Here is an 8,756-nt window from a genome sequence, read left to right as displayed (position 1 = left end):
CTTACCGGATGCTTACGATTAATATGCCCGCTCCACCAATTCATCATTGGCCTGCGCCGTTCAATGTAGTCAGCACGGTTGTAGGCGCTTCTGACTTCATTTTTGTCTACATGTGCCAAGGCAACCTCTATTAGCTCAGGATCAAAGCCCTGCTCGTTTAGGATGGTGCTCGCCATGGAGCGCAGGCCATGGCTAACCAGGCGACCGGCGAATCCCATCCGTTTTATCGCCATGTGAGCGGTCTGGCTATTGCAATGGGTGCGTGGGTTGCGGTCGGCAGGAAACGAAAACTCTCGGTGACCGCTATATGGTCGCACAGCCTCTAAAACGGCTAATGCCTGCTTCGTAAGAGCCACCAGGTGTACGTGACGCATTTGGGTACTACCGGGTTTCCTTGACTAGCCAGGCGAGCAGCTTCTACCTGCAGCCCCTGCTTTTCCTGCTACTAGTAGCAGAAATCGCGTGCACTGCTCCACCCGGGGTCTGCCTTCACTGCTATCTGCCATTGTTTTGACGCCGGAAAGTCTTACCAAAAAAGTGAATCGCCCATCAATCGCCGTCTTATGGCGATTCAGAATTTGAGGGACAGTGCACCCACGGTTAACTGCTGGAGGGTAGCGATGACTACTAAGCACAAACGATTGCTTCGATTGAAAGATGTGGTGTCACGGACAGGGCTTTCGAGCTCATCGTTGTACAACAGAATGAATGAGCGTTCGGTTTATTTCGACGCATCTTTTCCACAACGCATTAAGTTAGGGGCGACTACTAGTCGGCTAGGTGCGGTGGCTTGGGACGCGGATGAGCTGGATGCCTGGATTGAGTCTCGTAAATCGCAGCGGGGAGGGGGGATGTAATGGGGTATTGCCAGATTGAGCCTTCAATTATGGCGCTGCCGGTGCCGGGGAGTCCCCTCTACCTGAGGAACGATCTTCCGGGGCTAGTAATGGCGGCTGTGAGCGAGGTCACGAGTAATACAAAGGCTCCTTTCGACCTAGCACTCATGGCAGCGCTGACAGCTGGATCTATCGCGCTGCAAGGGGCTGTCGATGTTCAGGCTCCAACAGGGGTAAGAACTCCGGTATCCATTATGACCTTTGCTTTAGCGGAGTCGGGTGAGAGAAAGACAGCTGTAGAAAAGCACTTTCTATCGGGCCTCCGTACTTTCCAGGGAGAGCAAAAAGAGAAATACCGAAAAGAAATGGCTGACTGGAAGCTGAACCAGGAGGCTTGGTCAGATTCGCTGAAAGCGAAGAAGAGAGCGTTGTCACGAAAGGGCGCTGATCGCGAGGAATTTCTGGAGATACTAAAGGAAATGAGCGCTGAGGTGCCGATTGAGCCGACTTCACCCACGTTCCTTTACGACGATACCACCATCTCTGCTCTGCTGCAGCGTATGCACGAGGGAAGCAAGAATGCGGCCCTGGTTTCGAGCGAGGGCGGTACGATCTTCAAGGGACACGCGTTTCGTAGCCTACCGGTCCTGAACAGCTTATGGAGTGGGTCTGACTGCTCTATTGAGAGAAGTACGACGGGCAGCATAGAAATCGTTGATGGGCGCTTGACCATATCGGTTTCAGTGCAACCAGGCGTCATGAGGGAATTCATTGAACGCAAAGGTGACGAGGCTCGCGATATAGGGTTCTGGGCGAGAGCGCTGATTTTTACACCAATTAGTACTCAAGGTGCGCGTTTTGAGTTTGGGGGGAAGCCAGGTCACGATGCAATGGAGCGATTTAATGAGCGAATTATAGAGCTCCTTAGGTTGAGCGTGGACGATGATACGCAAGGGTTTGTCCGTCAGGTAATTACTTTTGAGGAGAGTCTCGAGCCCTACTGGCTGGCTATATGTAACGCCATCGAACGGGAGATTAACCAAGGCGGACGTTTCGAAAACATGAAAGACCATGCCTCGAAGTTGGCGGATAACATTGCGAGAGTAGCAGCGTTGATTAGTTGCTTGGAGTATGGCCTAGGTCACCCTATTAGGAGAGAGGCATTGGACGCTGCTATTTCAATTTGCATGTACTGTTCTGATAACTTTTCTCGCCTCTTCAATGCCTTGCCTCAGCCTATTCAGGATGCTGAAACCCTATTGGCATGGTTGGGGCGCTTCTCGCTAAGAGGTATCAGGTATATGAAGAAAAACAGGATTATGCAGTACGGTCCCAGCTGCGTCAGAAAAAAGTCTCGATTAGATGCGGCACTAGACTGGCTCGTTATTTCAAGAAAACTAGTTGTTGGTAGATATGAGAAAACAAGCTATGTGGACCTGATGCCCTGGGCTCAGTATGAGCCTTACAGGATGATGCAGGAAGTTGCCTACGGGTACTAATATTGTAAATTCCTTTAATTATTATTCAAATTTTTGAATGTGCGCTGCATGCTTCTAGGTTGTTGCTAAATTGAAGGGCAGGAATATATATTATTAACTTATTATCTTAAGTAATATTGTTATATTAACTGACATTAATCTAACTGGTCTATTGCTTGATTAGTCTTGCTAGTAGTGGTTTCTATTGCATGATGTAGTAGTGATGGCTTGGAGGGAAAGTTATGGAGTCTGTATATAAAGACTTTGAGTTAGAATGGATTGACGAGTGTGAGGGTGGCTTTAGCGAACCTGTCTTCAGTAGAGAGGAAGAGAAGCATCTGCGGAAAAAGATCGAGGTGGTATTCTGGAAAGTGGTTTCCTCTGATGATACTCACTTCGAATTGGTCGAAAAATGTGGTTGTGAAAAGAAGTACATTTCGGAGACTGGTCGAAGGCTAATGGATTTGATAAAGAAGATTAATGATTTAATTTATTGCTCAAATTTATCATCGCGTTATGAGGTTGATCCAGTGTTGAGAATATTTATTCAGGCTGCGCGTCAGTACGAAGATGACTATCAATTGTTGTTGAGTGCTGGTAAACCCTCTGCGAGACAGCTGGTAGCGTTGGGAAAGCATATTGTTGAGATTATGAGGGAGGGCTGTCGTGAGTGGGGGGTAGATGATCTGAAGAAGCGGATGGATAAGGGGGTCTATCAGCGAAGGGCGAGTCTATACTCTTATGTTGATAGTCTGTTCGATAGGCATGCAAAGTTGCTGTTTGTTAGAGTGGATCTGCACTATAGGAGAGGGTATTTTGTTGGCAGGGAGGACTTTTTTTCAGAAGATCTTGCTCGCGTGAAAGCTGACTGGGACGCTTTGTACGTGGAGCTGAAAAATGATTTCATTTCTAATCTGGTGGGGCATGTTGCAAAAATAGAGTACGGCGTGTTGAAAGGGTTTCATGTGCACGTCTTGCTAGTATTTGATGGATCGAAGCGTCGTGCTGATGTTCGGATTGCTGACATGATAGGCCGCTACTGGTCGGATAAAGTGACGCATGGTGCTGGGTATCATTTCAACTGTAATAGTAAAAAGGCTGAATATCGCTATTTAGGGATTGGTGCCATCCACCGCAGTCAGAAAGAGCAGCGTGGCCACCTATACAAATATACACTGGAGTATCTGGTCAAGTCAGACATAATAATTAGCTGGTTCTGTCCGCGTGAACGGACGTACTTTAGAGGGTGGGTTAAAAGGCTTGAGCGAAAGCAGACTGCTAGTGTGAACGGGTTTTTTTCAGACTTTGCAGATCAAGTATTAATCTGACAGCGGCCCCGCTCTGGGGTTGACGTGAGCGGCATTCTCTCTGGTGGGGCTGAACTGTGCCGGGTTTCGCAGAGGCTGTTTGGTTAAGTCAAACCGCCACCTTCAGTAGCCTGATTGGCTAATTGCCGGTGGTAGCTTGCCTCAGGATTTGCGGGCTGTTCATGACCGATGGATTCGCGCGGTCGCTGGTGATTGAATCAATGCACCTTATTGGGAGGTGTCGAGCCCCCATTTGCTCAGGATAACGCCACGGCCGCCTGGAGATCCACCTCGGCCTTGTCCAGGCCGCTGATCGTCTCAGCCAGGGTGTTGGCGTAACTGTTGCCTTTGCTGCCCACCGACGGCTCCACGCTAGCCTCGGCCACACGTTCGCTATAGCGGATGCTAATGTATTGCAAGCCGCGATCGATCAGGTTAATTTTTGAACTGTACACTCTCGAGAGTTAGTTTTGTAACCGTTTTGTACTTGCCTGATGAAACACCTAGAATTTTGAAGGCTAATAGTTTTCGAGAGAGCCGTACTGTCCTTGATTTAGTTTTATTGCCTTTGTTGCGACATTGAGTTTTTTATAGGAGAAAAGTTTGCGTTTGATAGGGCCGATTTTCCCTAATTCTTCGTTAATTCTCTTGGCGTTAGACTGAAGATTTACCTTGTTTAGGTGTTTTGCAGTGTTGATCATGTGTTGAAGGCTAATTGATATGTGATCTTCGATCTCGTCGCGACTGAGTTCCCACATTTGCATATTTGACTTGCCTTTTCTGTTAAATTTTTCTGGGGTTATTAGTATCCGGCATATCTCGATTTGTTTTTCTGTGAAGTCATTCAGTCTGTATTTTAAATGGCTTTCAATTTTGATGCGTTCTTCTGGTGTAGTAGGTTCGATCGGGAAACTTCCTTTGAAGAATTTCTCCGCTGTTTCAATAAGAATTCCCAAGGCAGGAGTGCGCCAGGGATGGTTTTGTCTCCACTGAGTGAGTATCGAGTTTATAGCTGTGGCAGCAGCGTCCTCATGCACCCATATATCGCTAATGGAAATTGTTGCAGGGGCTTCGGTGCAATGATTGCCATAATTTGAGTCGCATTTCGTGGTAATTATGTAGTGCTCCATCAAAAATGGGATTCTATTTTTCTTCTGCGGATAGGGATCGTTTGATTTCTTGGGTGTAAAATAGCTGCTTGGGCTTCGCGCCACTACTTCTTGATGAAACTGGTTGTCGATATTAATGGTCATCGTTCCCGAGAAACGACTAACTTCGATTGTTTCGTGAACGGTAAGGAGCTTGAGTTTCTCGTCAGGTATCTTTAGGAAAGTTTCGGGTGGTATTTTAAATGAAGAATTGGAAGTAGTGTTGTCTGAAAAAAAGCTAATCTCACGACTGTAGCTTTCGTACAGCGTTTGCTTTGGCAGCCAAGGTTTGCCGCTTCTTTCACGCTCTAGTGCGTAGGTGGCAAGGGTGGTCGGGGCTGTAGGGCACAATATATAAGCAGGCTCTCCTTTCAAACATATTTCTTCAAGGAGCTGAATCGGGTCTGCTTTGCTCGCTTCAGCGATATTAGCGAGCTTCAAGATTCTGTAAGCTTGTCTCATCAATTGCGGTAATCTCCTTCTGGTGTTCTGCTTAAAAGGCAGGTGCATATAGAAAGTCTGCCCAGTCGTCCATAAGGCGCGCTCGCTTTGAGAAAAGGTCGCCTCTTCGGTAGGCAGCCTCGACTTTATTCCCCAATGAATGAGCCAAGGCTTGCTCGCATACGTCTCTTGCGTGGTTGGTGTATTCAGCTGCCCAGTCTCGGAAAGTAGATCTGAAGCCATGCATTGTGAGATGTTCAAAGCCGAGTCCTCGCAATGCCATCATCATCGACATGTTAGACAGCGGACGCCCTGCTCGAGCACCGGGAAAGACGTATGGTGAACCGCTTAATCTCGGCAATGCCTCCAGTAACACTCTTAGTTGCTTGCTTACGGGGACTCTGTGCTCGCCACCAGCCTTCATGCGTTCAGGTGGAATGGTCCAAGTGTTTGCAGTCAGGTCGATCTCTTCCCATGTGGCGTTCAGCACCTCGCTCGTGCGGCATGCCGTCATGATGGTCATCTCCATGGCACGGAAAGATGCTCCCTGCTTCCGGGAGACGAGTTTCATGAAGCCGGAGAGCTCATTCCAGGGCATCGCTGCATGGTGCTTAACCTTTGCGACTTTTGATGGCTTGGGCAGGAGCTTGTCAAGGTGGCCTCGCCAGCGTGCTGGATTCTCACCTTCCCGCAATCCTTGAGCCTTGGCCGCGTCGAGCACCAGCTCAATCCGGTTTCTTACTCGGTTAGCAGTTTCTGTCTTGTTGCCCCATATGGGCTTCAGAATACTGATCAAATGCGCAGTATGAATGTCTTTCGGGTGAAGGCTACCTATAACCGGGTATGCGTAGGTGCTGAGGGTGTTTGCCCACTGTTGAGCGTGCTTGGCGCTTTTCCAGCCTGCTTTGTGCGTGGCGATGTAGTCTTCGCATAAGCGGCTGAAATCCAGGCCTTGAGCTTCAGCCTCAAGGCGTTTTGCCTTGGCTTGCTGTTCTTCCAGGTGCTTCTCGTTGATGGGGTCAAGGCCTGACTTTGCTTTGCGCCTCGCATCTGTTGCCTTTTCTCTAGCTTGAGCAAGCGAGATATCTGGATATTTTCCAAGGCCCATATCCCTAGTGCGCCCATCAAGCTTGAAGCGATAGATCCAGCTCGCGCTGCCAGCTTTGCTGATTTTCAGGTACAGGCCTTGGCCGTCGTTAGTGAGGCCCGGATCTCCGTTGCGCAGGAGTTTTTCGATCTGTTTCGCATTCAGGGCCGGCATCGCTATTCGCTCTCAGGTTTATGTCGCTCTATGGTAAACGATCTTGCGCATTTCAGCCCATACTTCTGCCCATACTTTGGCGCTGGTCATGGTCGCGTGTAATTGGTCTATTTTGGAAGTGATTCGCTTACATGTTATTGATATTTAATTATCTTTTGGTTTTCTTTGTCTTTTTTTGGGTTTCGATTTGGAGGACTCTCTCTCCGCCAGACAAATGAAAAAGCCCCAGCGCAAGCTGGGGCTTTTTCATTTGTGCGGTGAACGGCGGACGAGAGAACCCTCACGAACCTGCAAAGAACAGCCGCTCAGTGCTACATTTTTCTTTCAGTTGTCCTTATTCCAGGCGTGCGTTGGCAGTGTCGTCACCCAGAAAATCGCCAGGCGTCAGCCCGGTCTGCTTGCGAAAGGCTGCAATAAACGCCGATGTCGAGTCGTAGCCGCAGGCTAAGGCCACATCGGTTACACGCTGACGTTGTTCGAGCAGTGGCAGAGCGCTCAGCAGGCGTAGCCGTTGTCGCCACGCTCGGAAGGTAAAGCCGGTTTCCTTTGAGAAGGCGCGGGTCAAGGTCCTTTCCGATAACCCCAGGCTGGCGCTCCACTCTCCAAGTGTCTGGTTCAAATACGGTGCGGCATATAGCTCTTCACACATTCTCTGGAGTCGCGGGTCTGTTGGCCAGGGTAAATGAAGTCGCGCTTCGGGAGCAGTTTGGAGTTGGTCCAGTAGCGCGTCGGCAACGCGGCCGTGAGTACCTTCTTCGTCATATTCTGCCGGGAAATTACTAAAGTGACTGATCAATTCGCGGGTCAGCGGGGTGATCTCTAGAACTTTACATTTGGCTTGAGCCCAGGAAATAGCGGCGGCGTCCACATAGAGACTACGCATTTCAGTGGCAGGGGAGCTGATGACTGAGTGAGATAGTTCGGGCGGGATAAGAATGGCGCGCTGGGGCGGCGCCAGGAATCGCCCGGTCTCGGTATGAACCGAAAGAACGCCCCGAATGGCATAGGATAATTGAGCCCACGGATGGCTATGCCACTCGGTGGTAGTGCTTGCCCTAAGCGATTCTGCCCGGGCAAATAATCGTCTTGGTAGCGAGGAGAGAGCAGGAATGTCTCGGATTTCAAGTCTGGATTGTCCGTTTCTCGACATTTTGGTGGCTTATCGCGTTAGTCCGTAATTTTTCGAAATAGTAGACTGACCCGAACTTACCCGCAAGCTACTTATCGGAATTGCACCATGGCCAGACCCCGCTTACTGCCTGACAACTTCACCCTCAGCCTTATCGCCATCGTTATCCTTGCCAGCTTCTTGCCCGCGCAAGGCCAGACGGCAGTCGCATTTGGCTGGATCACCAACCTTGCTATAGGTCTATTGTTCTTTCTCCACGGAGCAAAGCTTTCAAGCACCGCCATAGTGTCCGGAATGACGCACTGGCGGTTACATCTGCTGGTGTTCACCTGCACATTCATCATGTTCCCGCTGCTCGGTCTGGCCCTGAAACCCATCCTTTCTCCGCTGGTGGGTACCGAGCTATACCTGGGCATCCTGTTTCTCTGCGCGCTGCCGGCGACCGTTCAATCCGCGATTGCATTTACCTCACTGGCACGCGGCAATATCCCTGCAGCGATCTGCAGCGCCGCAACTTCAAGCTTGCTGGGGATTTTCCTCACACCGCTCTTGGTCATGTTGCTGATGGGGGCGCAGGTGCAAGAGTCGAGCACTATGGATGCGATCAGCAAGATCGTGGTGCAACTGTTGCTGCCATTTATCGCTGGTCAGATTGCCAGACATTGGATTGGTGAATGGGTCGCGCGTAACAAGAGCTGGCTCAAATATGTAGACCAGGGCTCGATCCTGCTCGTGGTTTACAGTGCCTTCAGTAACGCGGTAGTGGGGGGTATCTGGCAGCAGGTGCCTTTGCCGCAGCTCGCTGGCCTGGTGGTTGCCTGTTGCCTGTTGCTCGCTCTGGCATTGGTGATAACCGATTTCGCCGGCCGACGATTGGGATTCAATACTGAAGATCGTATCACCATCCTGTTCGCCGGCTCCAAGAAGAGCCTGGCTACTGGCGTGCCTATGGCGCAAGTGCTGTTCACCGGCGGGACTATCGGCATGCTGATATTGCCCTTGATGCTGTTTCATCAGATCCAACTGATGGTGTGCGCTGTATTGGCCCAGCGCTATGCCGATAGAACGGACGATACGGTTCTGGTAGTGCCTTAAGAACATTATTCAACAGCCAGCTCAATTGAGCGGTAGCGCCGTTTAATACGGACCGCTACCG

7 protein-coding genes and 2 pseudogenes are annotated in these 8,756 nt (G+C 50.0%); 4 read left to right on the top strand and 5 right to left on the bottom strand.

The window, feature by feature from the left end; translation table 11 throughout:
* Positions 1-356: pseudogene (locus tag K787_RS24800) on the bottom strand (tyrosine-type recombinase/integrase); the annotation flags it as partial.
* A 207-nt stretch (positions 357-563) separates the two neighbouring features.
* Between K787_RS24800 and K787_RS0114290 the strand changes: the two are divergent.
* The 3 genes from K787_RS0114290 to K787_RS0114280 all read left to right on the top strand — a co-directional run bounded on the left by K787_RS0114290 (position 564) and on the right by K787_RS0114280 (position 3,642).
* Complete coding sequence (locus tag K787_RS0114290; RefSeq protein WP_306361585.1) at positions 564-857, top strand: helix-turn-helix transcriptional regulator; 294 nt, start codon at positions 564-566, stop codon at positions 855-857.
* Between the two features lie 29 nt (positions 858-886).
* Positions 887-2,335 (top strand): YfjI family protein, encoded by a 1,449-nt coding sequence (locus K787_RS0114285; protein ID WP_161785944.1) that lies wholly within the window; start codon positions 887-889, stop codon positions 2,333-2,335.
* Positions 2,336-2,556: 221 nt separating this feature from the next.
* The gene (locus K787_RS0114280; protein WP_022963484.1) at positions 2,557-3,642 is read left to right on the top strand and encodes a YagK/YfjJ domain-containing protein; all 1,086 of its coding nucleotides are present in this window, start codon (positions 2,557-2,559) and stop codon (positions 3,640-3,642) included.
* 235 nt (positions 3,643-3,877) lie between these two features.
* Here K787_RS0114280 and K787_RS24355 read toward each other — a convergent pair.
* The 4 genes and pseudogenes from K787_RS24355 to K787_RS23250 form a co-directional block, all read right to left on the bottom strand.
* Positions 3,878-4,052: pseudogene (locus K787_RS24355) on the bottom strand (IS3 family transposase); the annotation flags it as partial.
* An 87-nt stretch (positions 4,053-4,139) separates the two neighbouring features.
* Positions 4,140-5,231 (bottom strand): hypothetical protein, encoded by a 1,092-nt coding sequence (locus tag K787_RS0114270; protein WP_022963483.1) that lies wholly within the window; start codon positions 5,229-5,231, stop codon positions 4,140-4,142.
* Positions 5,232-5,262: 31 nt separating this feature from the next.
* Positions 5,263-6,471, bottom strand: a complete 1,209-nt coding sequence (locus tag K787_RS0114265) for a tyrosine-type recombinase/integrase (RefSeq protein WP_022963482.1) — start codon at positions 6,469-6,471, stop codon at positions 5,263-5,265.
* Positions 6,472-6,805: 334 nt separating this feature from the next.
* On the bottom strand, positions 6,806-7,621 hold the full coding sequence (locus K787_RS23250; protein ID WP_040641005.1) for an AraC family transcriptional regulator: 816 nt from the start codon (positions 7,619-7,621) through the stop codon (positions 6,806-6,808).
* 87 nt (positions 7,622-7,708) lie between these two features.
* Here K787_RS23250 and K787_RS0114255 point away from each other — a divergent pair, with 87 nt between their 5' ends.
* On the top strand, positions 7,709-8,695 hold the full coding sequence (locus tag K787_RS0114255) for a bile acid:sodium symporter family protein (protein WP_022963480.1): 987 nt from the start codon (positions 7,709-7,711) through the stop codon (positions 8,693-8,695).
* Positions 8,696-8,756: the final 61 nt, after the last annotated feature.

It is taken from the genome of Halopseudomonas pelagia CL-AP6 (assembly GCF_000410875.1).
Classification (GTDB): Bacteria; Pseudomonadota; Gammaproteobacteria; order Pseudomonadales; family Pseudomonadaceae; genus Halopseudomonas; species Halopseudomonas pelagia.
This window is presented reverse-complemented; position numbering and strand designations above follow the sequence as displayed.

Excerpts from the sequence above, each read along its gene's own strand:
- K787_RS0114265 (WP_022963482.1), bottom strand. The coding sequence starts at position 6,471 with ATGCCGGCCCTGAATGCGAAACAGATCGAAAAACTCCTGCGCAACGGA.
- K787_RS0114285 (WP_161785944.1), top strand. The coding sequence starts at position 887 with ATGGCGCTGCCGGTGCCGGGGAGTCCCCTCTACCTGAGGAACGATCTT.
- K787_RS0114270 (WP_022963483.1), bottom strand. The coding sequence starts at position 5,231 with ATGAGACAAGCTTACAGAATCTTGAAGCTCGCTAATATCGCTGAAGCG.
- K787_RS0114290 (WP_306361585.1), top strand. The coding sequence starts at position 564 with ATGGCGATTCAGAATTTGAGGGACAGTGCACCCACGGTTAACTGCTGG.
- K787_RS0114280 (WP_022963484.1), top strand. The coding sequence starts at position 2,557 with ATGGAGTCTGTATATAAAGACTTTGAGTTAGAATGGATTGACGAGTGT.
- K787_RS23250 (WP_040641005.1), bottom strand. The coding sequence starts at position 7,621 with ATGTCGAGAAACGGACAATCCAGACTTGAAATCCGAGACATTCCTGCT.
- K787_RS0114255 (WP_022963480.1), top strand. The coding sequence starts at position 7,709 with ATGGCCAGACCCCGCTTACTGCCTGACAACTTCACCCTCAGCCTTATC.